Annotated in this window: 27 protein-coding genes and 1 pseudogene; 11 read left to right on the forward strand and 17 right to left on the reverse strand. The window is 64.7% G+C overall.

Annotated elements, in window-relative coordinates; genetic code table 11:
• Positions 1–24: 24 nt before the first annotated feature.
• The 6 genes from MSIMFI_RS06665 to MSIMFI_RS06690 all read right to left on the reverse strand — a co-directional run bounded on the left by MSIMFI_RS06665 (position 25) and on the right by MSIMFI_RS06690 (position 4,279).
• Complete coding sequence (locus tag MSIMFI_RS06665; protein WP_191496613.1) at positions 25–681, reverse strand: DUF6474 family protein; 657 nt, start codon at positions 679–681, stop codon at positions 25–27.
• 122 nt (positions 682–803) lie between these two features.
• Entirely contained in the window at positions 804–1,202 is a 399-nt protein-coding gene (locus MSIMFI_RS06670; RefSeq protein ID WP_186245361.1) for a transcriptional regulator, read from the reverse strand.
• A 460-nt stretch (positions 1,203–1,662) separates the two neighbouring features.
• On the reverse strand, positions 1,663–2,370 hold the full coding sequence (locus tag MSIMFI_RS06675) for a TMEM165/GDT1 family protein (RefSeq protein WP_191496614.1): 708 nt from the start codon (positions 2,368–2,370) through the stop codon (positions 1,663–1,665).
• Between the two features lie 229 nt (positions 2,371–2,599).
• Positions 2,600–3,133 (reverse strand): peptidase, encoded by a 534-nt coding sequence (locus MSIMFI_RS06680; RefSeq protein WP_191496615.1) that lies wholly within the window; start codon positions 3,131–3,133, stop codon positions 2,600–2,602.
• A 209-nt stretch (positions 3,134–3,342) separates the two neighbouring features.
• Positions 3,343–3,966, reverse strand: a complete 624-nt coding sequence (locus MSIMFI_RS06685; protein WP_191496616.1) for a superoxide dismutase — start codon at positions 3,964–3,966, stop codon at positions 3,343–3,345.
• A 157-nt stretch (positions 3,967–4,123) separates the two neighbouring features.
• Positions 4,124–4,279 (reverse strand): hypothetical protein, encoded by a 156-nt coding sequence (locus MSIMFI_RS06690; RefSeq protein ID WP_191496617.1) that lies wholly within the window; start codon positions 4,277–4,279, stop codon positions 4,124–4,126.
• Positions 4,280–4,879: 600 nt separating this feature from the next.
• On the opposite strand from MSIMFI_RS06690, the gene MSIMFI_RS06695 reads away from it, so the two are divergent.
• Both MSIMFI_RS06695 and MSIMFI_RS06700 read left to right on the forward strand, forming a co-directional pair.
• On the forward strand, positions 4,880–5,917 hold the full coding sequence (locus MSIMFI_RS06695) for a DUF4328 domain-containing protein (protein WP_191496618.1): 1,038 nt from the start codon (positions 4,880–4,882) through the stop codon (positions 5,915–5,917).
• A gap of 5 nt (positions 5,918–5,922) precedes the next feature.
• Complete coding sequence (locus MSIMFI_RS06700; protein ID WP_191496619.1) at positions 5,923–6,741, forward strand: glycerophosphodiester phosphodiesterase; 819 nt, start codon at positions 5,923–5,925, stop codon at positions 6,739–6,741.
• A 16-nt stretch (positions 6,742–6,757) separates the two neighbouring features.
• On the opposite strand, the gene bfrB is transcribed toward MSIMFI_RS06700, so the two are convergent.
• The 3 genes from bfrB to MSIMFI_RS06715 all read right to left on the reverse strand — a co-directional run bounded on the left by bfrB (position 6,758) and on the right by MSIMFI_RS06715 (position 9,447).
• On the reverse strand, positions 6,758–7,303 hold the full coding sequence (gene bfrB, locus MSIMFI_RS06705) for a ferritin BfrB (protein ID WP_191496620.1): 546 nt from the start codon (positions 7,301–7,303) through the stop codon (positions 6,758–6,760).
• A 179-nt stretch (positions 7,304–7,482) separates the two neighbouring features.
• Positions 7,483–8,610, reverse strand: a complete 1,128-nt coding sequence (locus MSIMFI_RS06710) for an LCP family protein (protein WP_191496621.1) — start codon at positions 8,608–8,610, stop codon at positions 7,483–7,485.
• 60 nt (positions 8,611–8,670) lie between these two features.
• Positions 8,671–9,447 (reverse strand): DUF2470 domain-containing protein, encoded by a 777-nt coding sequence (locus tag MSIMFI_RS06715; protein WP_191496622.1) that lies wholly within the window; start codon positions 9,445–9,447, stop codon positions 8,671–8,673.
• Positions 9,448–9,564: 117 nt separating this feature from the next.
• On the opposite strand from MSIMFI_RS06715, the gene pheA reads away from it, so the two are divergent.
• Both pheA and MSIMFI_RS06725 read left to right on the forward strand, forming a co-directional pair.
• Entirely contained in the window at positions 9,565–10,521 is a 957-nt protein-coding gene (pheA, locus tag MSIMFI_RS06720) for a prephenate dehydratase (RefSeq protein ID WP_191496623.1), read from the forward strand.
• Positions 10,518–11,207 (forward strand): histidine phosphatase family protein, encoded by a 690-nt coding sequence (locus tag MSIMFI_RS06725; RefSeq protein ID WP_191496624.1) that lies wholly within the window; start codon positions 10,518–10,520, stop codon positions 11,205–11,207. The genes pheA and MSIMFI_RS06725 overlap by 4 nt, the downstream gene beginning before the upstream one ends.
• Here MSIMFI_RS06725 and MSIMFI_RS27875 read toward each other — a convergent pair.
• The 3 genes and pseudogenes from MSIMFI_RS27875 to MSIMFI_RS06735 all read right to left on the reverse strand — a co-directional run bounded on the left by MSIMFI_RS27875 (position 11,184) and on the right by MSIMFI_RS06735 (position 13,173).
• Positions 11,184–11,399, reverse strand: a complete 216-nt coding sequence (locus MSIMFI_RS27875) for a hypothetical protein (protein WP_224770103.1) — start codon at positions 11,397–11,399, stop codon at positions 11,184–11,186. The genes MSIMFI_RS06725 and MSIMFI_RS27875 overlap by 24 nt on opposite strands.
• Positions 11,396–11,816, reverse strand: a pseudogene (locus MSIMFI_RS06730) (metallopeptidase family protein). The gene MSIMFI_RS27875 and the pseudogene MSIMFI_RS06730 overlap by 4 nt, the downstream one beginning before the upstream one ends.
• Before the next feature lie 4 nt (positions 11,817–11,820).
• A complete protein-coding gene (locus MSIMFI_RS06735; RefSeq protein ID WP_191496626.1) occupies positions 11,821–13,173 on the reverse strand; it encodes a septum formation family protein in 1,353 nt (450 codons plus the stop codon).
• Positions 13,174–13,281: 108 nt separating this feature from the next.
• Here MSIMFI_RS06735 and serS point away from each other — a divergent pair, with 108 nt between their 5' ends.
• Positions 13,282–14,541 (forward strand): serine--tRNA ligase, encoded by a 1,260-nt coding sequence (serS, locus tag MSIMFI_RS06740; protein WP_191496627.1) that lies wholly within the window; start codon positions 13,282–13,284, stop codon positions 14,539–14,541.
• Here serS and MSIMFI_RS06745 read toward each other — a convergent pair.
• Positions 14,480–15,277: an AraC family transcriptional regulator gene (locus tag MSIMFI_RS06745; protein ID WP_191496628.1), complete on the reverse strand. Its 798-nt coding sequence runs from the start codon at positions 15,275–15,277 to the stop codon at positions 14,480–14,482. The two genes, serS and MSIMFI_RS06745, sit on opposite strands and share 62 nt — an antisense overlap.
• A 55-nt stretch (positions 15,278–15,332) precedes the next feature.
• On the opposite strand from MSIMFI_RS06745, the gene MSIMFI_RS06750 reads away from it, so the two are divergent.
• Positions 15,333–15,908, forward strand: a complete 576-nt coding sequence (locus tag MSIMFI_RS06750; RefSeq protein WP_191496629.1) for a class I SAM-dependent methyltransferase — start codon at positions 15,333–15,335, stop codon at positions 15,906–15,908.
• Positions 15,909–15,931: 23 nt separating this feature from the next.
• Complete coding sequence (locus tag MSIMFI_RS06755; RefSeq protein ID WP_191496630.1) at positions 15,932–16,240, forward strand: hypothetical protein; 309 nt, start codon at positions 15,932–15,934, stop codon at positions 16,238–16,240.
• A 43-nt stretch (positions 16,241–16,283) separates the two neighbouring features.
• On the opposite strand, the gene MSIMFI_RS06760 is transcribed toward MSIMFI_RS06755, so the two are convergent.
• On the reverse strand, positions 16,284–16,766 hold the full coding sequence (locus MSIMFI_RS06760) for a DUF2834 domain-containing protein (RefSeq protein ID WP_191496631.1): 483 nt from the start codon (positions 16,764–16,766) through the stop codon (positions 16,284–16,286).
• A 66-nt stretch (positions 16,767–16,832) separates the two neighbouring features.
• Between MSIMFI_RS06760 and MSIMFI_RS06765 the strand changes: the two genes are divergently transcribed.
• Together MSIMFI_RS06765 and MSIMFI_RS06770 are read left to right on the forward strand one after the other, a co-directional pair.
• A complete protein-coding gene (locus MSIMFI_RS06765; protein ID WP_191496632.1) occupies positions 16,833–17,468 on the forward strand; it encodes a TetR/AcrR family transcriptional regulator in 636 nt (211 codons plus the stop codon).
• Positions 17,469–17,520: 52 nt separating this feature from the next.
• Entirely contained in the window at positions 17,521–19,101 is a 1,581-nt protein-coding gene (locus MSIMFI_RS06770; RefSeq protein ID WP_191496633.1) for a phytoene desaturase family protein, read from the forward strand.
• Between the two features lie 72 nt (positions 19,102–19,173).
• Here the strand turns inward: MSIMFI_RS06770 and MSIMFI_RS06775 are convergent, their stop codons facing one another.
• The 3 genes from MSIMFI_RS06775 to MSIMFI_RS06785 are packed head-to-tail and all read right to left on the reverse strand — an operon-like array spanning position 19,174 to position 21,860.
• Positions 19,174–19,512, reverse strand: coding sequence for a hypothetical protein (locus MSIMFI_RS06775; RefSeq protein ID WP_186245343.1), 339 nt, complete (start codon positions 19,510–19,512; stop codon positions 19,174–19,176).
• On the reverse strand, positions 19,509–21,059 hold the full coding sequence (locus MSIMFI_RS06780; protein WP_191496634.1) for an MBL fold metallo-hydrolase: 1,551 nt from the start codon (positions 21,057–21,059) through the stop codon (positions 19,509–19,511). The genes MSIMFI_RS06775 and MSIMFI_RS06780 overlap by 4 nt, the downstream gene beginning before the upstream one ends.
• 48 nt (positions 21,060–21,107) lie before the next feature.
• Entirely contained in the window at positions 21,108–21,860 is a 753-nt protein-coding gene (locus tag MSIMFI_RS06785) for a phosphotransferase (RefSeq protein WP_191496635.1), read from the reverse strand.
• A 43-nt stretch (positions 21,861–21,903) separates the two neighbouring features.
• On the opposite strand from MSIMFI_RS06785, the gene MSIMFI_RS06790 reads away from it, so the two are divergent.
• Together MSIMFI_RS06790 and MSIMFI_RS06795 are read left to right on the forward strand one after the other, a co-directional pair.
• Positions 21,904–22,683 (forward strand): lysophospholipid acyltransferase family protein, encoded by a 780-nt coding sequence (locus tag MSIMFI_RS06790; protein ID WP_186245340.1) that lies wholly within the window; start codon positions 21,904–21,906, stop codon positions 22,681–22,683.
• Positions 22,684–22,686: 3 nt separating this feature from the next.
• Positions 22,687–23,442, forward strand: coding sequence for a lysophospholipid acyltransferase family protein (locus MSIMFI_RS06795; RefSeq protein ID WP_191496636.1), 756 nt, complete (start codon positions 22,687–22,689; stop codon positions 23,440–23,442).
• Positions 23,443–23,455: the final 13 nt, after the last annotated feature.

Here is a 23,455-nt window from a genome sequence, read left to right on the forward strand (position 1 = left end):
CAGGCTCGGTCACCTTTCCACCAATCAGGTCAGCCCGAGGCGCGCCATCAGGTCGGCCTCAATACCGTCTAGTTGCGACGAGATCGCGGCGTGGGCGGCTCGGCGCCGCGGTGCCGGCATGTGTTCCGCGGCCGTGATAGCCGCCGACAGATCTGAGAGCCGTTCGCTGACCGCTGACACGAATTGCTTGGTCTCGGTGTCCTTGGGCTTGTTTTCCTGGACCGTCCGCAGCGATTGTTCAGACCCGGCGATGCGAGCCGACAGCCGAGCGCCGTGCCCGGAGAACTGGCCGACTTGGGCCAGTGGAATCCCGAGCTGATCAGCGCGACGTTGGTCGATCAGCCCGCGCGCGGCGATGGCCGCCCGATATATCACTGGCGTCAGGATGGGCGCGAGCAGCCTGGAAACTGTGAGCACCCGACGGATCCGCGTGGGCGACAGCAACTTTCCCTCGCGCGCCGCCTTGAGTTCGGTCTCGGCGACCTTCAGCGCAGCTCGGTCGCTGTCGCGCTGGGCCTTTAGCTGCGCCCTGAGCGCCTTCTCGGCGGCCCGCTGAGTGGCCTTGAAGTGGCGCGCCTCGTTCTTGGCGGACAGCTTGGCCTCTAGCTTGGCGCGGCTCTTGATCGCTCGGGCTTCGGCGCGGCGAGTCGCGCGGCTCTTTCGCTTGCGGAACAGGCCCATTCCCGGCCGCCTCCCGGTATCTCGTGGACTATCGCGTATGCGCGAGCGCTGGGCCAACCCTAATCGGAGCAGGCCGTCGGCGTTCCGTCAGGGCGGGTGGACGGACTAGCTGGAGTGCGCGGTCAGGCGTCGAGCCGCTCGGCGCGGCGCAACTCGTCGATCCGGTCCAAGATCTCCTGCTGCGCCTGGGAAGACAGGCCGTGGGCCCGCAGCGCGATGCGGCGCACGCCGTCCTCTCGGCTGGTGGCCAACCATTGCAATTCCTTGTCGAGCTTCTCGTAGTACTCGTCGTCGGTGAAGTAGGCCGGCTTGATTCGGAAGAAGTTGGCAAGCGCGGCCATGGTCGCCGTCGATGGGTTCGTGCGGTTGCCGGAACGTAGCTGCGAAAGGTAGGGAGCCGACATCGTGATGCCCTCCGCCTTGAGCGCCGCGATGACCTCCGCGGAGGTGTGCGGCCCCCGTCCGGGTGGATACACCGTGTCAAACAGGCGGTTCAGGCGGGCGGCGAACGTCGTGCTCATCGATTTGTCCTCCACTGGGCTGTAGCACAAACCCTTATCTATGTGTATTTGCTGATCATGGTAGCGACAGTTGTGTCCACAACCAAGTGCAAACCTGAGCGGATTAGGCACGACCGCGCCGAGCGGTCGGCGACAACCCCCCGATGAGCATCCAAATGATTCCGTCGGGTGCCCATAAAATGAACGTATTTCACAGGTTATCCGCAGAATACATCGTGAGAACGTGTGCGCGGCTACGCCGCCGTCGCGGTCGGCGAAGCGATCGAAGGGGCTGTGCGAAGCGTGTATGCGCGGCTTCGGGCAACCAGCAGACAACGGAAACTCGACAACAGACTCCTTTGCTGTCGTCTCTGCTCAGCCCGTTATGGGTGACCTGCAGTGGAGTCACAAGCTTGCCGAGACAACCCGCGGAACGGCCGTCGGCAGGGCCGGCAATAGTTGGGTGTAGTCGGGCAGCCACTCAGGCGATGTCCGGTGAGGTTCCGCTGACCGCCGCCGCCTGCCGCCGCCACCGACGAGTTTGCGCCACCCTCACTGACACGGCGCCCGCAGCCGCGGCCAGCGCCACTGCGGCGGTCACAGCGACGGCTACCGAACGCCACCCCAGCGCGTTGTCGAACAGCATCCACAAACCAAATAACAGGAACAGCAGGCTGGCCAGGACGTGCAACAGCTGATCGGGAAGCCGCTGATGCAGCAGTAATCCTGCCCCGATGGCCAGCCCGTCGGCCAAGATCATTCCCAGTGTGGTGCCGATCCACACGCCGGCCCAGTTGTGATCGCTGGCCAATGTCACGGTCGCGAGCGTCGTCTTGTCGCTCAGCTCGGCCAGCACGAAGGACGACACCACCGTAAGCAGCGCGAATCGCGGTGCGCGAGGAGCCGTTCCGTTGTGGTCGCCGGCCGCACCTTCCCGCCAGGTCCACACGGCAAAAATCAGGAAGGCGAACGCCGATGCAAAGGCCATCGGGCGCGCAGGCAGTGCGGTGCCGAGAAAGTGGCCGATCGCCACCGAGACCCCGTGGACAGTGATCGACGCGATCGCCACCCCGGTCAGCACCACCCACCAGCGGTAGCGCAGCGCATAGGTCATGGTGATGAGTTGAGACCGGTCGCCGAGTTCGGCAAGGAAAACCACTCCGAGGCTTAACAGTGTGGCGGTGAGCATTTGCGGGCGACCTTTCGACGCGTGGACAGTGACTGGTCACTGAACATCGGTCGAAGGTCTCACCCACCGTCCTTTCGGAACGGTCCGCCGGCCGGGCTTTCGCCAGTATGTCGACGCGACGATTTGGGGCTACTCCCCTTCGCTAACGCCCCAAGGCTAGCGGGCGAGTTTGGTCTGCGCCAGGATCCCGGTGAAGTTCGGGTACCCGTATTAATTGGTTTGAATTTCCTTATGCCGCAAGCAGCATCGCCAGAATTGCGGTGTCGGGATGACTGATCGGGTCGACGCCGACACGGCTCACCATCGATGTGATGGTGCCGTCCGCTTCCGCTTCCACCCAGGCTGCCCGGTGCTCCAATCCCAGGTACGGCAGTCCCGGCAGCAGCACACAGCCTGAGGCTGCCCCCGTGCACTCCGGCAAGGACGGCGTCGTCTCCGAAGGCGGATGCAGCATAAGCAACGCGGGAGGCTGGTGATCAGCGAAATACCCTGGCTGGATGGCTGATTCGCCGAAAACTGTGCCCTCGGCCAGTACCAGGCCGACGGTGCCCGGCTCGGGTTCGTCGGGTAACTCTTCGCGCGCACCGAACACGGTTGTGGTGGAAAGCAGTCCAGGCAACGATGCGACCCGAACCGCGACCATCAATAGCTGAGCCCACTCTTTCGTCGAATCCGGCCAACGCCCCGAAATCACAAACCCTTTAAGGGCACCACGAGCATGAAAAGGCGCAACCCCAATATGTCGATTTGACCCAGCATCCATCTCGCCCTCCGCGACGCCACGTCCGAATAACCACGCTGGTAGCTCTAATAAATGGTAGCTCGAATAATCAAGCATGCGCGGTGTTTTGGCGCCTTGCAAGTTGGCGTGGCTATCGCATCGCGGCGTTCACAAAGACGAAATATTAAGGCCTGACGAAAGACATAGGCGCCGCGCGATCCGCGCGACGCCCATGCCCTCAGGTAATGGACTCAGCCGAAAATCAGCCCCTGGGTTTTCGAGGTCGCGGAGCTGTAGCGGGATTGCACGTCCGCCCAGTTGACAACATTCCAGAACGCTTTTGCGAAATCGACCTTGACGTTCTTGTACTGCAGGTAGAAGGCGTGTTCCCACATGTCGAGTAGCAGTAGCGGAACGATGCCGAGCGGGAAGTTGGACTGATGGTCGTACACCTGGAAGATCAGCAGCTTGTTGCTGAGCGTGTCCCATCCGAGTGCCGCCCAACCCGACCCCTGCACGGTAGTGGCGGCCGCGTGGAACTGCGCACGAAACTTGTCGAACGATCCGAATGCGTCGTCAATGGCCGCGGCGAGCTCACCCGTCGGCTTGTCACCACCACTAGGCGACAGGTTCTTCCACCAGATGGTGTGGTTGACATGGCCGCTGAGGTTGAAAGCCAGGTTCTTTTCGTTCAGCAAGATCGCGGAGTGGTCCTCCTTGGCTCGTGCTTCTTCGAGTTTGGCGACAGCGTCATTGGCGCCCTTGACATAGGTGGCGTGGTGCTTGCTGTGGTGCAGCTCGTTGATCTGACCCGAAATGTGCGGTTCCAGGGCTCCGTAGTCCCAGTCCAAGTCCGGCAATGTGTATTCGGCCACGGCATTCCTTTCTTCGATGAAGAGTGATCGTCTGACGCGTGTTTCGCGTGGGTTCCCCCACGCGACGGGCTGGCGTCTTCAACCCTGCTCCATGACCGCGCGCGCCGCAAGGACGGCCGCCATGGCTTACAGGCTGCGAATACCCCGTTTGGGGGGTTCAAGACAAAGCGATAACGGCGAGAATTGCAAGCAACGCCAAAGCAACCAGGCCGGCGCGCAACGCGGCAACGACGTAGGCGTGGTTCCAGGCTGGCGAGCCGGAATACGAACCCGACGACGTCGCCGTACCCGGACCAAACGAATGTGTGGCCATCACACGCCTTTCACCTGCACATTCACCTCGTAGTGAGGTGAGTCACAACGAGCCCTCGCGTCGCGATCATAACGCCTGGTGCATTGCTAGGGAAACTGGACCGAGCGGGGTCCACACGGGGCTCGCCGCGACCACGAACGGGCGCGCCTGGGTAGTTGCTTAGCGAGGCAATCCATTTCGCTCGAGCGCCCGCAAGGCCTGTCGATTGGACCTTCTCCGCGGCACCGCTTTATCCACAGTTGCCCACCAACCGGGCCGATAGAGGGGGTGTCGACGATGTGTACTCGACCCCGTTGCTTGTGGATAAAGCTGTGGAAACTGTGGATAGTCGATTATTCGCTGTATCTCCGTCCCCGCGCGCGTGGTGGTGCCCGCCGGGTGGGTTTGCCGATTCGGATTTAACCGGCAGACGCTTCTCGCCGCGCCACATGCTGTGGCGCGCATCGTCGCGGGGCTCGGTTGGATGGCCCCGCTTCTCATCGCGCCACGTGCCGTGGCGCGCATCGTCGCGGGGCTCGGTTGGATGGCCCCGCTTCTCATCGCGCCACGTGCCGTGGCGCGCATCGTCGCGGGGCTATCGATTCCCATTAGGCTGGTGCGGTGATCCAGGTGTGCTCCCAGTGCGGCACTCGGTGGAACGTCCGCGAACGGCAACGGCAGTGGTGTCCGCGTTGTCGTGGAGCCTTGATGGCGCCGTTGGCGGATGAACCACCGGCCGACCCGCGCTGGCGTACACCGGGCGCCCCGCAGATGCCGATGGCTCCGGCCATGCGGCCGACGGCGCCGCGGCTGCCGCCGGGTTTTCGCTGGATAGCGGTGCGTCCCGGCGCCGCACCGCCGCGGCGGCCCGGGCGACGGTTCCGCGGCCCCACACCCCGTTATGCCGTGATACCGCGGTGGGGGCTGGCCGACCGTGTCGACCAGGTTGGCCCCGCATCGGTGCAGGCACCGAAAGCGGGGCCAACGGCAACAACGGTGCGGACCGCGCTGTTCCTGACCCTCCTGGTGCTCTGCATCGCGGCGCTGGTGTTTGTGGTGCGCTACGTACTGCTGATCATCAACCGCAACACATTGCTGAACTCCCTGGTGGCCGGTGCGTCGGTCTGGCTGGGGTATCTGGTGAGTCTGGCGGCGATCGCGGCGGTGGGCACCACCGCGGTGCTCCTGATCTTGTGGCTGATCGCGCGGCGGGCCGCGGCGTTCGCGCACGCGGGCGTGCCGGAGCAGCGGTCCCCCCGTGCGCTGTGGCTCGGCTGCCTGATCCCGCTGGTCAATCTGTTCTGGGCACCGGTATACGTGATCGAGCTGGCGCGCATTGAGGATCACTACGCACGACTGCAAAGACCGATCGTCATCTGGTGGATCGTGTGGGTTGTCAGCGATGCGATTTCTATCTTCGCCATCGCGACTAGCTGGGTCTCCGACGCCCAGGGCATTGCCAACAACACCGTCATGATGGTGGTTGCGTATCTATGCGCGGCAGCCGCAGTGGCCGCGATCGCCCGGGTCTTCGAGGGCTTCGAGCTCAAACCGATCGAACGGCCTGCGCATCGCTGGCTCGTGGTACCTGACGACCAGCGTCCAGCGTCCCGATCCACCGCACCGGTTGAGTTGGACGGGCAGGAACCGGCAGCATAGTGAGCATGCCGTGGGCCGACGAGGTGCTCGCCGGGCACCCCTTCGTGGTTGCCCATCGCGGCGCGTCCGCCGCGCGGCCGGAACACACCCTGGCCGCGTATGACCTAGCCCTCAAAGAGGGCGCCGACGGGGTGGAATGTGACGTGCGGCTGACCCGTGACGGCCACCTGGTGTGTGTTCATGATCGCCGGCTTGACCGGACCTCGACGGGAGCCGGTTTGGTCAGCACGATGACGCTGGCCGAGCTGCGCGAATTGGAATACGGCGCGTGGCACGACAGCTGGCGTCCAGACGGGACGCACGGTGACACCAGCCTGCTCACCCTGGACGCGCTGGTTGCCCTGGTCCTGGACTGGCACCGGCCGGTAAAGATCTTCATCGAGACCAAGCACCCCGTCCGGTACGGCTCGCTGGTGGAAAGCAAACTGCTGGCACTGCTGCACCGCTTCGGCATCGCCGCGCCTGCCTCCGCCGATCTATCCCGTGCGGTGGTGATGTCCTTTTCGGCGGCCGCGGTCTGGCGAATCCGGCGAGCGGCCCCGCTGCTACCGACCGTGTTGCTCGGCAAGACCGCCCGCTACCTGGCCAGCACCGCGGCCACCGCCGTCGGGGCCACCGCGGTGGGGCCGTGGCTGCCGGCGTTGAAGGAATATCCGCAACTCGTCGACCGCTCCGCCGCCCAAGGCCGGGCAGTGTATTGCTGGAACGTCGACGAGTACGAAGACATCGATTTTTGTCGCGACGTCGGCGTGGCATGGATTGCCACTCACCACCCTGGCCGCACGAAGGCCTGGTTGGAAAACGGGCGCGAGAACGGCGGTTAGTCTCCCGCCAGGGAGCTTAGAGGCGACCGCCGGCCGCGTGCGGGGCGCCTGATCCGGCCGGCGCCTTATCCACCTCGCGTGCGACGAAGTTCTCGAGCTCGAACAGGTTGGCCCCAGCACGATCCGCCACCCGCACCAGGGTGGACATCAGCGCCACCTCCTCGACCTGCTCCTGCAGGAACCACTGCATGAACTGCTCGCCGAGAAAGTCGCCCTCGTCGCGAGCCACGGCCGTCAGCCGGCTGACCTGGTCGGTGACTGCGCGTTCCTGATCCAGGGCCAGTGCGAGCGCCTCGCGTGGTCTGTCGAACTGGTTGTGCACCGTGTCCACTCGGGGGATCTCGACGCGAAGATCGCGGTCGAGCAGATGCTGCACGAGCATCATCGCGTGATTTCGTTCCTCCACCGCTTGGCTATAAAAGTGCTTGGCCAACTGTGGCAAGTCCTCGCTGTCGAAATAGACCGCGATTGCAACGTATTGTTGGGCGGCGGTGAATTCGTTGAAAATCTGTTCCTGCATTAACGCATGGAATTTGGTCTTAGGCCCGTCGTATTCAGTCATGAAAACTAGGTTAGCGCAGGTCGAAGAGGGGTTGCAACGAAGGTATTACTTAGTCAGGAAAGGATTTCCTAAGTACCAACACGACGATAATGACATTCTCGGTCAGGACAGGATTGCCTTAGTAAAGTAAGGCTACGTTTGTAATGCATAGCCCTTTGTGGGCTCGTAATTATTGGAATTTATTGCTGGCCCTCTAGCGCGGCCGTTGGTACCGATGCGTCGGAATTCAGGGCGTCGAACAACTCGCGAGCGGCGTCGTGATTCCAGACCACCACCGCGCCGGCGTCGCCGTCGGTGAATTCTCCGATCGGAACCGTCATCGGGACGGTATGTCCATGGAGGGCCCAGCCGAGGCGGGCCAGATCCCACACGTGGTCACCCTGATCAACGGTGAGGGCGCCGGCCGCCGCGCGTGGCACCCCATACCAGCGCCACGGATTGAGCCACACCCCCGGGCTGGTGGCGCGCCGCAGCAGCGCCGACATGAACTGGCGCTGATTGATCATCCGGTCCAGGTCGGCCCGCGGTGTGGCTCGAGTCCTGACGAAACCGAGTGCACTCCGGCCGTCCAACTCCTGGCAGCCGGCGGGCAGATCAATGCCGGCCAGCGGATCGCTAATAGGCTCGGACGGGCACGCGGTGACCCCGCCGAGCGCATCGACGAACCCGGCGAATCCGCTGAATCCGACCTCCGCGTAATGGTCCAGACGCAGACCCGTGGCCTGCTCGACGGTCTGTGCCAGCAGTGGCGCACCGCCCATCGCGAACGCGGCGTTGATTTTGTCCCGGCCGTGGCCGGGAATCGGTACGTACGAATCGCGAGGTATCGACACCAACGTGGCCGGGGCGCTGGACCCGAAACCGGGCAGGTGAACCAGCAGGATGGTGTCGGTGCGCCCGGTGCCGACGTCGCCGCCGGTGGCCAGCTCCTGCTGTTGCTCAACCGTGAGACCCTGGCGACTGTCCGAGCCGACGAGCAGCCAATTGATGCCGCGGCCCGGGCCGGGCCGATCGGGATAGTCGGCGAGTATCGGCCGGCGTTGTAGTGAGGTGTCGAGCCACAGCGCCTCGCCGAGGATGCCGGCGGTGGCCAATAGCACAACGATCAGCAGACTCAGCGCCATCACCCGGCCCCAGCGGCGCTTGCTACGCCTGCGGCGTGCTTTCGGCGCGACCGGACGTGGCGGTACGGGGGGTCGGGGAGGTGCAGGCGCGGGACGTGGCGGCAACGGTTGCGGCCCAGGGGACCGGGGCGGTGCGGTTGCGCGGCGAATCACCTGTGAGGGTTCGGGTCGATCGCCGTTCACCTGGACAACGTACGTGGCCGACGGGTCTCAGTGCAGCGACCCAAGATGGCGGGCCGTCAGTTACTGACGGGCACGCAGCCCGTTGACGAAGGGGCAACCCATCAGCACCCTGATGGCCTGGCTGAGTCCGTTCATGTCGTCGACCGGCTTATGGAACGGCAGCCGGACGTCGCGGTCACCGTCGTTGCGTTCGACCCGAAACCGCACGCCGTATCGGTCGAGACCAAGCGGGCGGACCTGTCCGCGTCGCAGCGGCGCCGGCAGCCGGGATACCAGCCGGGCTACTACATCGTTATGGGCGGTGGCCAGGTGCCATAGCAACGTTGATTCGATCTCGCAAAACGGGTCGGGACGAGCCGCAAGCAGGTCTTGGACGCTGACGGGTTCCGCGCCGGTCGCGTCGGTTACCACCACGGATGCGATCTCTAGACGCAGCAGCGTGTACCGGGTGTCGTCCCCGTTGGACGGTCCGGATTTCGGTGTCTCGACTTGCAGCAGCGCCGGAGTCGGATTCTCGGTCGCGATCAGGTCGAGCATCTTTGCCACGGCCCCGGGTGGCACTCGGTGGAGTCGGCCACGGACCCAAACCAGGGAACGGACCGGTTCACGCACTGGCAGCGGCGCGTAATCGGTCAACTCCAGCAACGCCTGGGATCCGCAAACCGGGCCGGCGCCGCGGGCGACCGGAACCGCCACGGCGAAGGATCCGTCGAAAAGCAAGTGGTGTATGGGTGTGGCCACCGGATCTTCGCTCTCGACCGCCAATAGGGCGCCGCCTGCCCTTACGCAGGCGCTGCGGATCCGTTCGGCAGTCGTCGGCGTGGGCATCGTAGGCATGGTGACCGGTAGCACGGGTACCTCCTCCGCTCCTAAGATTAGGTAAGCCTAAGTTAACTTAGATGGCGGGACGCCGCAAGGGTCGTTGGCCCGTGTCGCGCCGTTAGGGTTGAGGGCGTGGCCCGCATCGCTTACCTCGGTCCGGAAGGAACATTCACAGAGGCAGCGCTGCTCGATATGACGGCCGCGGGACTGGTCCCCGACCACGATCCGTACACACTTGAGCGTTTGCCGGTCGAGAGCACGCCTGCGGCGCTCGATGCTGTGCGTGACGCGGCCGCGGATTACGCGTGCGTACCGATCGAGAATTCGATCGACGGGTCGTTGGCGCCCACCCTGGACAGCCTGGCCATGGGTGCGCCTCTTCAGGTATTCGCCGAGACAACGTTGGACGTGTCGTTCAACATCGTTGTCCAGCCGGGCCGCAGCGCTGCCGACATACATACGCTGGCGGCCTTTCCGGTGGCGGCGGCACAGGTGCGGCAATGGCTGACGGACCATTTGCCCGGCGTCGAACTACAGCCGGCCTATTCCAACGCTGACGCCGCCCGTCAGGTGGCCGACGGCCAGGTCGATGCCGCGGTGACGTCACCGCTGGCCGCCGCACATTGGAAGCTGGCTACGTTGGCCGACGGTGTTGTCGACGAGGCGAATGCACGCACGCGCTTCGTCCTGATCGGCCCACCGGCGCCACCTCCGGCACGCACCGGAGTAGACCGCACGTCGGCGATATTGCGGATCGACAACGTGCCAGGCGCGTTGTTGCAAGCCCTCACTGAATTCGGTATGCGCGGCATCGACCTCACACGCATCGAATCCCGGCCTACCCGTACTGAATTGGGCACGTACATGTTCTTCGTGGACTGCCTCGGGCACATCGATGATCACGCCGTCGCCGAGGCGCTCAAGGCGCTGCATCGTCGTTGTGTCGATGTGCGATATCTGGGCTCCTGGCCAGCCGGGCTGGCTGACGGCCCAAGGGCGTCGGTGCCGCCGCCACCCGACGAGGCAGTCAGCTGGCTGGAGCGGCTGCGAGCAGGCAAACCCGAGCAAGCGCAGGAGTCAGGGACATGAGCGGTCGTTTGGTGCTGGTGCGGCACGGCCAGTCCTACGGCAACGTCGAGAGGCGGCTGGACACGCTGCCGCCGGGAACGTCATTGACGCCGTTGGGCCGCGATCAGGCCCGGGCTTTCGCGCACGGCGGTGGCAGCCGGCCGGCCCTGCTGGCGCATTCGGTGGCGCTGCGGGCGTCGGAAACGGCCGCGGTCATTTCCGCGGAACTCGCTTTGCCGGCGCACGAGGTTGCCGGCATTCATGAGGTGCAGGTGGGCGAGCTGGAGAACCGCAACGACGACGAGGCGGTCGCCGAATTCAACGCCATCTACGAGCGATGGCATCGCGGCGAGCTGAACGTGCCACTGCCTGGCGGTGAGACCGCCAACGACGTTTTGGATCGCTATGTGCCAGTTCTTACCGATCTACGGATGCGATACCTCGACGACGATCGCTGGACCGGCGACATCGTGGTCGTCAGCCATGGCGCCGCGATCCGGCTGGCGTCCGCGGTGCTGGCCGGAGTGGATGGCACCTTTGTCCTCGACAACCACTTGAACAACGCCGAGGCGGTGGTGCTCACCCCGATCCCCGATGGGCGCTGGAGTTGTCTACGTTGGGGAACCCAGACGCCGCCCTTTTACCCCGAACCCGACGTTAGTCCGGTAACGGACACCGTCGCGTCAAGCACCGATCCGATGGGCTGATCCGTCGACCATTGGGACGATGTCAGCGCATCTGCAGCCAACGACGTCGCAGTCGATGACGAAACTGTGCGCCACTAACTCGGGGCTGGTGCACTCCGCCTCGGTGCATTCCGGTCTAGCAACGGAGTGACGAATGATGGTGCCGTGGCAGTGATCCAGGCCTGCCCGGCAGTCGCGGCAGCCTATGCTCATAGGCCGTTCATAGCATCAGCGGCTGACAAATCCGGGATGCCGCGCCCAGCGCGAGCCACGAGATGATCAGGCCCAGCCCAGCTCATCCAGCCTGTCGTCGTCGATGCCGAAGTGATGGGCGATTTCATGGACCACCGTGATCGCCACCTGATCGACGACCTCGTCGTCGGATTCGCAGACGTCCAGCAAGGCATCCCGAAAGATCGTGATGGCATCCGGCAACGACCCGGCGTAGTCGGAGTCGCGCTCGGTCAAAGCCACCCCTTCATACAGCCCGAGCAAATCCTTGTCCTGGGGGTGTCGGTCGGCGACGAGCACGACGACGTTGTCCATGGCGGCTGCCAGCTTGGGCGGAATCAGGTCGAGGGCGTCAGCGACAAGCTCGTCGAAGCGCCGCGGGTCCATCCGCACGGCCATCGGGTCAGCCCGCAGGCGCTGGCTCGGCGGGTGCGGGCGCCGGGGCTTCGGGCGGCGGGGCCGGCGGTGGCGGTCCGCCGTCCCCAGCGGGTGGCTGGTTCTCCGGTGGTGCCTGGGTAGCCGGCGGCGCCGGAGCTTGGGTAGTCGGGGACGTCGGTGCCCGGGAGGGCGTCACCACCGGCTGCTGGTTCGGCAGATGCTGATTCCCTGGCGGTGTGGTCGGGACCTGCTGCGCCGGGGCAGGCACAGAGGTCGGCAGTTGTAGCGGAATCGGCGGCAAGGTGAGCCGCTCCTCGGGAATGTCGGGCGGCGGTACCGGCGGCTGACCATTGATCAGCAGCGCACCCTTGGCGCTGTTCACCAGGGTGGCCCAGCCGCCGTTGCCCAACGTTGCTCCGATGCTGCAGGCAACCTCACGGCTACCCGCCGACCAGCTGGGCAGCGACACCGTGGGGTAAATCAGCGTCAGCGTGGTGGTGCGCAATTTGGTGGGCGCGAGGTAGGCGTCGGTCATGCGGGTGCACGCGTCCTTGATAAAACCGTCCTGTTCGGGTTCGGCCGGCAGGGCATCGGGGAATTTCTCACCCAGGTTGACCGTGCCGGTGACCTCCATGGCGTGTGGTGCGACGCAGTCGACGGGAACGTCGACAGGTTGGTTGGTGGTCGAATCGATGCCCAAGCAGGTGCCGGCGGGCCAGACCTTGGATTGGTCGATGTCGGCGACCTTGCCCTTGAAGGCGATCTGCTGGTTGTTCGGACCGGGCAACTGCAGACCACATAGCATGCGGCGCTCGCCCGCCTGGCGCCATGCGCGGTCGCCGGACCACAACATACTGATGGTGAACTTGCTGTTGGGATCGAACTTGGCACCGAGGTAGCGGCGCACTGCGGGCTCACACTGCTCCTGGCTCATCTGCTGAATGCGGGCGGGCGATGGCGGATCAGCACCGGGCCCGTACTCCGTCCCGGGAAACGTCCGCATATCGATGGACTCGGCGACTTCGAATCGGTGGTCGTCGGCGCAGCTGACGATGGTCGCCGACTCTGGTGTGCCATCCGGCCACATCAGGCAGCTTCCACTGCTGGCTCGGTTGAACGCGGCGTTGCTCTTGGCTCCGGTGCTGGGCACCGGATTGCTGTCGATGTAGCCGGCCAGCCGCCCCGGCCCGGTGCCGACGGTGGGAATCGCGGTAACCAGGCCCGCGATCAGCAGGCCGCCCAGTGCGGTGAGCAACAGCCCCCGCCTGGTGGCCGACGCCTGTAGGGCGCGTGGCCACCGGAACTTGCCCGCCGACTGTTCTGCATCACCGGTTTCGGCGTCGGCGGCCGGGAGTTCCTGCTCGGGCGCATCTAACATCGGCTCCATTCTGACAGGCCCGCTACAGCGGCGTTACCAAAGTTGCAGATGTGAGACCCGGTGCGGGTGCTGTGCTATGACAGCGCCGTCAAAAGTAGTCTTGCGGCCGTGATCGACCTGAAGCTGCTCCGGGAAGACCCAGACGCCGTACGCCGGTCCCAACTCAGCCGCGGCGAAGACCCGGCACTGGTGGACGCGCTGCTGGCGGCCGACGCCGCCCGTAGGGCGTCGATATCGTCAGCCGATTCGCTGCGCGCTGAACAGAAAGCCGCCAGCAAGAGTGTGGGTGCGGCGTCAGCCGAGGAGCGCCCGGCGCTGTTGCGGCGTGCCAAGGAACTCGCCGAACAAGTCAAAGCCGCCGAAGCGGGCCAGGTCGACGCCGAGACGGCGTTTACCGCGGCACATATGGCGATTTCCAACGTCATTCTCGACGGAGTCCCCGCCGGCGGTGAGGACGACTACCGCGTGCTCGATGTCGTCGGTGAACCCGCGGCCATGGAAGCTCCCAAGGATCACGTGGAGCTTGGCGAGTCGTTGGGCCTCATCGACATGCAGCGCGGCGCCAAGGTGTCGGGCTCCCGCTTCTATTTCCTGACCGGACGGGGCGCGCTGCTGCAGCTCGGACTGTTGCAGCTGGCGCTGCGGGCGGCCGCCGACAACGGCTTCACCCCGATGATCCCGCCGGTGTTGGTGCGCCCGGAGGTGATGGCCGGCACCGGATTTCTGGGCGCCCACGCCGACGAGGTGTACCGAGTGGACGCCGATGACCTGTACCTGGTGGGCACTTCCGAAGTGCCGTTGGCCGGCTATCACTGGAACGAGATCTTGGACCTGTCCGACGGGCCGCTGCGCTACGCGGGTTGGTCCTCGTGTTTTCGGCGCGAGGCCGGCAGCTACGGCAAGGACACCCGCGGCATCATTCGGGTGCACCAGTTCGACAAGGTGGAGGGCTTCGTCTATTGCGAGCCCGCCCAGGCCGAGGCCGAACACGAACGGCTGCTGGGCTGGCAACGGGAGATGCTGGCGCGTATCGAGGTGCCGTATCGGGTCATCGACGTGGCCGCGGGTGACCTCGGCTCGTCGGCCGCCCGCAAGTTCGATTGCGAGGCGTGGGTTCCGACGCAGGGCGCCTACCGAGAGCTGACGTCGACGTCGAACTGCACGACCTTTCAGGCGCGCCGGCTGGCGACGCGTTACCGGGATGCCAGCGGCAAGCCACAGATCGCGGCCACGCTCAACGGAACGCTGGGCACCACCCGGTGGCTGGTTGCGATCCTGGAGAACCACCAGCAGCCGGACGGCAGCGTCAGGGTCCCGAAGGCGCTGGTTCCGTTCGTTGGCGTCGAGGTGCTTGAGCCGAGCGGTTGAGCACGCTGCGACCCGGGGTATGTCCGAAGGCGCGCCGGTAGGCGTCAATGAAGGCGCTTGGGGTGGCCCAGCCGCATTCGGCGGCCACCGAGGTGACGTCACAGCGCTCGGCGAGCAGCATCAGCGCGTGTTGCAGGCGCAGTTGGGTACGCCATTGCGGGAACGTCATAGCCAACTCGTCGCTGAACAGGCGGCTGAGGGTGCGCTGACTGATACCGATCCGGTCGCTGATCTGTCGCAACGTCAGCGGCTCGCGCAGGTTGTCGGCGATCAACGCGCAGGCTTGCCGTAACCGGCTATCGGCCGGCGTGGGAATCCACAGTGGCTCGCGGATACTCGTTGTTCGCAGTTGATCGTGCAGCACGGCCAGCATCCGATGGTGCTCATCGGTGTCGGTTCCGTTCGACTGCGAGCACGCGATGATCAGTTCGCGCATCAATGGAGTGACTGCAAGGACGGCCGGCGCTGCAGGCCCTGCCCGGTAACGCTGCGGATCCAGTGCCACACCATGAAACTGAGTGTGACCGTGGAACTTGTGTTCGTGCCAATAGCCGGCCGGTATCCAGATCGCGCGGTTGGCCGGCGTGATCCAGGTTCCCGCGGGGGTGGTTACCGAGACCGCACCCGTAGAGGGGTAGACGATTTGGTGCAGCGGGTGGCGGTGCCGTTCGATCCGCGCGCCCGGCGTCAGCGTCAGCGACGTCGTGGCGAGCCTGGGGTGGCTGATTTCCGACATATCTCGGCAGAATATCGGAAGCCTGCCGTAGTGGCGGCGGCTTAGTGTTCTGCGTATGGCAATGAATCTTCTCCACCGACGCCGTTGCAGCTCGGCAGGCTGGGCGACGACAGTGGCCGACCAGCTGCTGCCGTGGGTGTTGCAGGACGTCGAATTGGGCTCGCGGACACTGGAAATCGGCCCTGGCTATGGTGCGACGCTGCGGGCGCTGCTGGACCGGACCGCGTCGCTCACCGCCGTTGAGGTCGACGGCGCGATGGCCGAGAGTTTGAATCGCCGCTACGGCGAACGAGCACACATCATCCACGGTGACGGGACCAAGACCGGGCTGCCCGATGACCACTTCACGTCAGTGGTGTGCTTCACGATGCTGCACCATGTGCCCCGCGACCAGCTGCAAGACCAGCTACTCGCCGAGGCCTTCAGAGTGCTGCAACCGGGCGGCACTTTCGCCGGCAGCGACGGCGTACCATCACTGCCGTTTCGACTGATACACATCGCCGACACCTACAACCCGATCGCCCCAGAGGATCTGCCCGGGCGACTTCGAACCGTAGGGTTCACCGACATCCGCGTCGACATCAGACGCGGTCGACAGCGATGGCGAGCCACCAAACCGATTGCTGCTTAGGCGTTTACCGGTATCGTCCGATTGTGGGAACGAAGGCCGAACGCCAGGCCGCGCGGAAAGCCGTGGCCGGCTATCACGAGGCCCGGCTGGGTGAACTCATCGAACACGTTGCGATTGCGATCGACCGCTATCGCGCCGGCGAGGTCGACGCCTACACCGTCGACGAGACGATCCACCACTATCATCGGGCGGCACGTGAGCTGTGGAAGTTCTGCTGGTCCGGCGGTGGTGGGACCCACGTCGAGATGGTCGCTTACGCCCTCGAGCGGATGGCAACCGACGGTGAAACCATCAACTGGTGGGAACAAGTCTCACCACGACAGCCGGACTGAACCCCCGGGGCGGGTGGCCTTGGCGGAACACCAGAGCCTGGGGCTACGCGTGCACCGTCGTGCGGGATCGTTCGTGCCGGTGCTGCCGTTCGATGGTGGCGAAGTAGAAGGCCAGCGCGAAGGCGAAGCTGGTGAACAGGCTGGACACGAAATACAACCAGGGGCGGCGCAGACCGCGCCGGTAGCCGTCGATGATGGAAAATAGCGGCAGCAGAATGACATTCGCGATCGTGTAGTCCTGGCCGGCCGAACCGGCGGCCGGGTTGGTGAACATCAGCCGGATGTAGTCGGCCCAGCTGCCTGGGCCCCAGATCGGGTTGGTGGACCCATGTGCGTATTCCTGCACGAAGCGGATATTGAAGTACCAACCGAGCGCGATCGACGCGATGCCGACGACGTAGTAGACGCATTCCAGCGGTGAGAACCAGGCTTCGCCGGCTGGCCGAGCATAGACCCCGGGATTCGAAGCGACGATCCAGCCGATGACTGCGAGGCCGAGTACTGCGTGCACGAGGAGCGAGACCATGGCCGCAGTCTCATAGTGACGGCACGTTTTGTCAATATTGACAAAAACAGCTGGTACCTTACAGCCATGGTCAGACCCGCGCAGACGGCGCGCAGTGAACGCACCCGGGAGGCGTTGCGTCAGGCCGCGCTGGTGCGATTCCTGGGCCAAGGTGTCGAGGAGACGTCCGCTGAGCAGATCGCGGCCGACGCCGGTGTATCGCTACGCACCTTCTATCGCCACTTCCGGTCCAAGCACGACCTATTGTTTGCCGACTACACCGGACTGCACTGGTTTCGCGCCGCGCTCGACGCCAGGCCTGTTGGCGAACCGATCATCGATTCGGTGCAGTCGGCCATCTTTGCGTTTCCCTATGACGTTGAGGCCGTGACCAAAATCGCCGCGTTGCGGGGTGGCGAGCTCGACCCGAGCCGCATCGTCCGCCACATGCAGGAAGTGCAAGCCGACTTTGCCGACTCCATCGCAGCACAGCTGCAACGCCGTAGCTGCGCAGCAGGTCAGGGCGTGGATGCTCGGGTGCGTGCCGTGGTGACCGCCCGCTGCATCTCGGCGGCGGTTTTCGGGGCCATGGAGCTGTGGATGCTCGGCGACGACCGGTCGCTCGGGGAGCTGGCGCGGGTGTGCCGGCTGGCGCTCGAGTCGCTGCGGACGGGCATCCACGAAAGTTGGGAGGCCCGCCCATCCGATCACGTTTCGTCATAATTGACAAAACTTTGAGTCCGTGCCAGCCTCCCTTTCGGGAGGTCACGCGAGCATGTCCAATTACGACGCAATAGTTATTGGTGCAGGGCATAACGGGCTTACCGCGGCGCTGCTGCTGCAGCGCGCCGGGCTTCGGACGGTGTGCCTGGACGCCAAGCTTTACGCGGGCGGAATGGCCTCCACCGTTGAGCTGTTCGACGGGTACCGGTTCGAGATCGCCGGCTCGGTGCAGTTCCCGACGTCATCGGTGGTCATTAACGAACTGGGCTTGGATACCCTGCCGACGGTCGACGTCGAGGTGATGGCGGTAGCGCTGCGTGGTATCGGTGACGACCCACTGGTGCAGTACACCGACCCGATGAAGATGTTCGCCCACCTCAACGAGGTGCACGGCGCCGACGCTGTCACCGGAATGGCGGGCCTGCTGGCGTGGAGCCAGGCGCCGACACGGGCGCTGGGCAGATTCGAGGCCGGCACGCTGCCCAAGACCTTCGACGAGATGTATGCCTGTGCCACTAATGAATTCGAACGTTCTGCCATTGACGACATGTTGTTCGGTTCGGTCACCGACGTGTTGGATCGCTACTTTCCCGACCGCCAGAAGCACGGCGCGCTGCGCGGCTCGATGACCGTGCTGGCGGTCAATACCCTCTACCGCGGACCGGCCACACCCGGCAGCGCCGCCGCGCTCGCCTTCGGACTGGGTATGCCCGAGGGCGACTTCGTGCAAATGAAGAAGCTGCGCGGGGGTATCGGCGCGCTCACCGTGCATCTGTCCCGGCTGCTGGAAAGCCAGGGCGGCGAAGTTCGGCTGCGTGCGAAGGTGACCGAAATCCTCGTCGACAATGCAGTCGACACTGCCCATTCCGGAGGCAAGGTAACCGGGGTGCGCACCGAGGCGGGGGACATCTTAACCGCCCCGATCGTCGTCTCCGCGATTGCGCCTGACGTCACGCTCAACGAGCTCATCGACCCCGCAGCGTTGCCGTCGGAAATCCGAGACCGCTATTCACGTATTGATCACCGCGGCAGCTACTTGCAGATGCACTTCGCCTTGGAGGAAGCACCCGTCTTCGCGGCGCCTTACGAGGCACTCAACGACCCGAGCATGCAGGCATCGCTGGGCATCTTCTGTACACCGGAGGAAGTCCAGCAGCAGTGGGAGGATTGCCGCCGTGGGATCGTGCCGGCCGATCCGACGGTCGTATTGCAGATCCCGTCGGTGCATGATCCGGACCTGGCCCCGCCCGGAAAGCACGCCGCATCGGCGTTCGCGCTCTGGTTCCCGATCGAAGGTAACCCCGACTACGGCGCGGCAAAGGTCGAAATGGGGCAGCGAGTGATCGACAAGATCACCCGCTTGGCGCCGAACTTCGAACGCAGCATCACCCGGCATACCACCTTCACGCCCAGACACATGGGTGTGATGTTCGGCGCTCCCGGCGGCGACTACTGCCATGGCCTGTTGAATCCGGACCAGATCGGTCAGAACCGCCCAGGCCCGAAAGGCTTTATCGGCCAGCCGATCCCGATTGACGGCCTATACCTCGGTAGCGCGGGATGCCATGGCGGGCCGGGGATCACGTTCATCCCGGGCTATAACGCCGGGCGGGCGGCGCTGCAAGACCTCTAGTCTTTCGCCGAGCGTGCACACAGCGCGAAAAATCGCGCTCGGATTCGCAGTGAGCGCACCTTCGGCGAAGGTTCAAGCGCGCCGGCTGAGCAAATCATCCAGCAATGCGATGAAATCGTTCGGGCGCGCGGGCGTGCACGCGGGTTGCGGCCGCGCGCCGGGTACGTCGAGGGTGACCAGCGTCGACTTGAGCGGCCGGTACATATCCAGGGGTAGCCAGCGGCGCAGATCAAGGTCCGGGCTGCCCCAGATGTTGAACCGGGCCATCAACAATCCCAGCGACTGCACCTCATAGCCACGAATATCCTTCAGCGCAATGACCTTCGAAGTGCCGGACGGGAAGTGATAACGCCGCAGGGTAAGCGCGGCGCCGTCCAACTGGATCACGCCGTCGTCGTAAAACTGCATCATGTGCGCGAACTCCGTAGCTCGTGACCCCGGCTGGTAAGGCAGCGGCCGTCGTCCAAGCGCCATTGCCACCCATGCAAGTTGCATGTCAGTGTGTTGCCCTCTACCACACCGAATTTCGAGAGATCGGCTTTAAGATGCGGGCAGCGGCGCTGAATCTCCCAGCCGTCCAGCGTGATTGATGCCGAGTCGTCGTGGGTCTCGGCGAACCAGCCGTCTGCGTAAGCAATCCGTTCATCGGTCAGGCACTTGAAGAACGTGTACAGGTATTCGTTGTAACCACCGACCCGCCACGCCTTGAACCGGGTGGACAAGAAGATGGTGTTAACCCAATCCGGTTCCTCATCGCGCAGTACGGTGCGCACCAGCTCGGGTTCGATCGCGAACCCGTAGCGGACCTTCTCGTCGGGAATCCGTTCCCGCACCGCGCGTTTCGGGAAGTCCAGGATTACGGATTCGGGCCCCATGACCAGTTCGACGGGATATCCGATGCCGTCGCAGATCTCGTTGCCTTGCAGCATGATCGGCTCGAACAGCGCCCGTAACGGCTCCAACAGTGGCTCGCCCGCCGCGGGAGCCCAGCTGGCCTTTTCCGCGGCCAGCACGGGCGCCATTCGATCGGCGTACTCAGCGATGTAGGCCGCCTTGCCGGTGGTGAAGATGGCCTCAACCTCGTCGGCGGGCAGTGGATGGCCCAGCGAATTCAGTTCCGAGCCGGTGAAATCCGCGATCGACCCGGGAATCATCAGCAGACCGCGGTCTTGGCCGTGGGCGCGCATCTGCTCCAAGAACACCATCTGGTCGGGGAAGATGTTAGCCGGATCGCTGTGGTCGTCGTTGAGGTGACGCAGTTCGGCATCCAAAAAGCACGGCGGTCCGGCCGACGGCACCACCCAGGTGGCGCCCACCTGGGCGATGTACTGGCGGGCGCGGTCCATCTGGCGCTGCCGCTTCTGGGTGCCGAACGCTTTCTTGGCGCGTGCGGGCATGTCGTAGACCATCGGGTACCAGATGGCCCCGGAGTACTGCAGGATATGCACGTCGATGTGACCGAACTCCGAAGCCAGCACGTCCAGATCGACCGGCCGGGCGTCGTTCATATTGAAAGCCGTGGTCACGCCGTCGGAAACGACCAGCGCCGAGTCGCCGAGCGGGCCGTCGGCCGGGGCGCGCAGGGCGATGATCATGATGTCGAGTTCGCCCTTGGGGCCGGACAGGTGATGCTTGGTCGAGTCGCTGGTCTCGAAGAACCGGTGAAACCCTAACTTCTCCAACTCATTTCGCAGATCGGGCACCGGATAGTCAGGCAGTAACACCACCGCGTCTTTGTTGACATGCGCGTCGAGGTGCTTGGCGTCGAAGTGGTCCCTATGCAGGTGTGACACATACAGGTAGTCGCAGTCACCCAGGGTGTCCCAGTCCAGCGAGCTGTTGTCCGGAAAGGGGAACCAGGACCCGAAGTACGCCGGATTGACCCAGGGATCGCACAGAATGCTGCCTGCCTGGGTCGTGATCAGAAAGCCGGCGTGGCCGACGCTGGTGACCTGCACAAATGCCTTTCTGGTAACGCGCTTTCAGCGCACAGCGCCGCCACGAGCTTAGCTTGAGTCCAGATCTTCGGCCTGCCACAGCCGCCGGTAGTAGTCGATGCGCAGCGGATCCGGATTGACACCATAAGCGGCGAAGAACTCCGCGTCCCAGTTCCGGCCGGGATACTCGGGATAGTCGGGGTAATTCCAGCGCAGCGACAACGTCGCAACCGCGAGGTCGGCCCACCGATCGGCCACACCGAGTTGGTCGAAGTCGACGTGCCCGCAATAGCGGCCGCTGTCGTCGATCAGCGTGTTGGGCGAACACGCGTCACCATGACAAACCACCAACCGGTCAATCGGCGGTGCTTGGTCCAGCCCGGCTCGTTGCGCCGGCGTCAAGGGCGCGAGCCGGCTGGCCGCCGACCAATCAAATGGACACGACGACACCGGCAGCCTGTCGTGCAGTGTGCGCAACCCGACACCGATCGCCCGCACCGCCACCTCCGGTGCTGCCAGCCACCGCGGGTGTACCGCTGACAGACCCGCGAGGCCACGGGTGTGCAACCACGTCCAATCCCCGTCGACCCCGAGCTCCAGAACTTGCGGCACCGCTATGAACGGCGCCGCCCAGCGGAGGCGGCGCGCCTCATTGGCGAAGTCAGCCGAACCGGCACTGGCCACCTTGATGAATTCGGCACCGGAGTCCACCCGGAAGGTGATGCCACCCAGCTCGTTGGCCCACACCGCGTGCACGGACCTGCCGCGGGCAAGTCGGCGCACCACCGCGGGCACCGGCGGCGGCGACGATGGAAAAGACATAAGGTCACCTTTCTAGTTCGCGGGAGCACTAGGCTGAACAGCTGTGGAACCGGTATATGGGACGGTCATTCAGCTTGCCCGTTTGGCGTGGCGCATCCAGGGTCTACGGATCACGGTGACCGGTGTGGAGAACCTGCCTACCAGCGGTGGCGGCGTGGTCGCGATCAACCATACCGGCTATCTCGACTTCACCTTCGCGGGTTTGCCCGCCTACAAGCAGGGGCTCGGGCGCAAGGTGCGGTTCATGGCAAAGCAAGAGGTGTTCGACCACAAGATCACCGGTCCGATCATGCGCGCCCTGCGGCACATCCCGGTGGACCGGGGCGACGGAGCCGCGTCCTACGCCGCCGCCGTGGAGATGCTGAAGTCCGGTGAGCTGGTCGGCGTCTATCCCGAGGCCACGATCAGCCGCAGTTTCGAGATCAAGGAGTTCAAGACGGGGGCCGCCCGGATGGCAGTCGAGGCCGGGGTGCCGATCATCCCGCACGTTGTGTGGGGCGCGCAGCGGATCTGGACCAAGGGCCGTCCGAAGAAGATCGTTCGCCCGAAGGTGCCCATCACGGTGGTAGTGGGCGAACCGATCGAGCCGACGTTGCCCACGGCGGAACTCAACGGCCTGCTGCACTCGCGGATGCAGCATTTACTGGAGCGTGCACAGGAGCAGTACGGACCTCATCCGGCCGGTGAGTTCTGGGTGCCACACCGGCTGGGCGGCGGCGCTCCCTCGTTAGCCGAGGCGGCCCGCATGGATGCCGAGGATGCGGCAGCGAAAGCGGCTCGCCGCGCGCAGCGCGCCTACCCCGCCGGGGCGCCGGAGCAGTGACCGATGGCAGAGCCGACCTACCGCGCCTGCGAGATCCTGGCCCAATTCTTGGTCCGGATCACCGGAACCCGGATCACCTACATCGGGGAAGAAAACATTCCAGAACGGGGTGGCGCCGTGATCGCCATAAACCACACCAGCTATGTCGACTGGCTACCGGCCGCTTTGGCAATGCACCGGCGGCGCCGTCGGCTGAGGTTCATGATCAAAGCCGAGATGCAGAACGTGAAGCTGGTCAACTTCCTGATCAAACAGAACGGGGCCATTCCGGTCGATCGGAACGCCGGTGCCGGCGCCTACGCCGTCGCCGTGCAGCGGCTGCGCGAGGGGGAAGTGGTCGCGGTCTACCCGGAGGCCACGATCAGCCGCAGCTTCGAGCTCAAGGAGTTCAAGACGGGCGCCGCCCGAATGGCCGTGGAAGCAGACGTGCCGATAGTGCCGGTGATTGTTTGGGGTTCGCAGCGGATCTGGACCAAGGGCCATCCAAGGCAATTGGGCCGCAACAAGGTTCCGATCACGGTGGCGGTGGGCCCGCCATTGCACGCCGCCCGGGACATCTCCGTGACCGACCAGGTGCTTCGGGAGGCAATGACCACGCTGCTGGATCGAGCGCAGCAGTACTATCCTCATCCGGCCGGCGAGTACTGGGTTCCGCGCCGACTCGGCGGTAGCGCCCCGACCATGGACGAGGCGAGACAAATGGACGCTGACGACGCTGCGGCGAAAGCCGCGGGCCGCATACCGCATGAGTCGCGGTAGCGGCGGAAGGAGA

Origin of the sequence: Mycobacterium simulans (assembly GCF_900232995.1) — a bacterium.
In the GTDB taxonomy this organism is placed as follows: Bacteria; Actinomycetota; Actinomycetes; order Mycobacteriales; family Mycobacteriaceae; genus Mycobacterium; species Mycobacterium simulans.

Coding starts and splice junctions, on each gene's coding strand:
- MSIMFI_RS06750 (WP_191496629.1), top strand. CDS start 15,333: ATGGCAATGAATCTTCTCCACCGACGCCGTTGCAGCTCGGCAGGCTGG.
- MSIMFI_RS06665 (WP_191496613.1), bottom strand. CDS start 681: ATGGGCCTGTTCCGCAAGCGAAAGAGCCGCGCGACTCGCCGCGCCGAA.
- MSIMFI_RS06670 (WP_186245361.1), bottom strand. CDS start 1,202: ATGAGCACGACGTTCGCCGCCCGCCTGAACCGCCTGTTTGACACGGTG.
- MSIMFI_RS06735 (WP_191496626.1), bottom strand. CDS start 13,173: ATGTTAGATGCGCCCGAGCAGGAACTCCCGGCCGCCGACGCCGAAACC.
- bfrB (WP_191496620.1), bottom strand. CDS start 7,303: ATGACTGAATACGACGGGCCTAAGACCAAATTCCATGCGTTAATGCAG.
- MSIMFI_RS06770 (WP_191496633.1), top strand. CDS start 17,521: ATGTCCAATTACGACGCAATAGTTATTGGTGCAGGGCATAACGGGCTT.
- MSIMFI_RS06680 (WP_191496615.1), bottom strand. CDS start 3,133: ATGGATGCTGGGTCAAATCGACATATTGGGGTTGCGCCTTTTCATGCT.
- MSIMFI_RS27875 (WP_224770103.1), bottom strand. CDS start 11,399: ATGAGCATAGGCTGCCGCGACTGCCGGGCAGGCCTGGATCACTGCCAC.
- MSIMFI_RS06745 (WP_191496628.1), bottom strand. CDS start 15,277: ATGTCGGAAATCAGCCACCCCAGGCTCGCCACGACGTCGCTGACGCTG.
- MSIMFI_RS06675 (WP_191496614.1), bottom strand. CDS start 2,370: ATGCTCACCGCCACACTGTTAAGCCTCGGAGTGGTTTTCCTTGCCGAA.
- MSIMFI_RS06725 (WP_191496624.1), top strand. CDS start 10,518: ATGAGCGGTCGTTTGGTGCTGGTGCGGCACGGCCAGTCCTACGGCAAC.
- MSIMFI_RS06715 (WP_191496622.1), bottom strand. CDS start 9,447: ATGCCTACGATGCCCACGCCGACGACTGCCGAACGGATCCGCAGCGCC.
- MSIMFI_RS06765 (WP_191496632.1), top strand. CDS start 16,833: ATGGTCAGACCCGCGCAGACGGCGCGCAGTGAACGCACCCGGGAGGCG.
- MSIMFI_RS06775 (WP_186245343.1), bottom strand. CDS start 19,512: ATGATGCAGTTTTACGACGACGGCGTGATCCAGTTGGACGGCGCCGCG.
- MSIMFI_RS06795 (WP_191496636.1), top strand. CDS start 22,687: ATGGCAGAGCCGACCTACCGCGCCTGCGAGATCCTGGCCCAATTCTTG.
- MSIMFI_RS06760 (WP_191496631.1), bottom strand. CDS start 16,766: ATGGTCTCGCTCCTCGTGCACGCAGTACTCGGCCTCGCAGTCATCGGC.
- MSIMFI_RS06690 (WP_191496617.1), bottom strand. CDS start 4,279: ATGGCCACACATTCGTTTGGTCCGGGTACGGCGACGTCGTCGGGTTCG.
- MSIMFI_RS06700 (WP_191496619.1), top strand. CDS start 5,923: ATGCCGTGGGCCGACGAGGTGCTCGCCGGGCACCCCTTCGTGGTTGCC.
- MSIMFI_RS06785 (WP_191496635.1), bottom strand. CDS start 21,860: ATGTCTTTTCCATCGTCGCCGCCGCCGGTGCCCGCGGTGGTGCGCCGA.